Source organism: Aeromonas sp. 25-AL00135, assembly GCF_054052385.1.
The window spans coordinates 1-446 of record NZ_JBSTYQ010000050.1; the positions used below are offsets into that span (position 1 = coordinate 1).

At 62.3% G+C, this 446-nt stretch carries 1 protein-coding gene; it reads left to right on the top strand.

Annotated features, from left to right (window positions below; all coding sequences use genetic code 11):
• Positions 1 to 446, top strand: a 446-nt coding sequence (locus ACW5XC_RS20420; RefSeq protein WP_456516115.1) for a hypothetical protein, incomplete at both ends; no start/stop codon positions are given.

Below are 446 nucleotides of genomic sequence, written 5' to 3' on the forward strand. Positions count from 1 at the left end.
ACCAGCAACAGTGGCGCTCCCATCAGCTACACAGTTGTGGCGACCACCAATGAAGGCACGGCCAACAGCAGTGGCACGGTCACTATCGGAGTGGAAGGGGATATCAGTGTCAGCGCGACTGACCTGGTGGAAGCTGAAACAGACAACCCGATAGTGGTGTCGCTGGCGGCGCAGCTGAGCGTGAGTGCGAGCGACGCGGACAAGTCGGAAGAGGTGACGAGCGTAACGGTGACCCTGAGCGGGGTGCCGGAAGATGCAGTGATGGGCGAAGGGTGGGAGCAAGATGAAGAGGTAGCAGGGGACTGGAGCTGGAGTGGTGCGAGCGTGGCTGGTGTGCCGAGTTTCACCTTGCCGGCGGACTGGAGCGGGGTGGTGAATGGCAATGTGGCGGGGACCACGGACGAGGGTGGGGCGGCCAATCAGGATTTCACCGTGACCGTCACTGC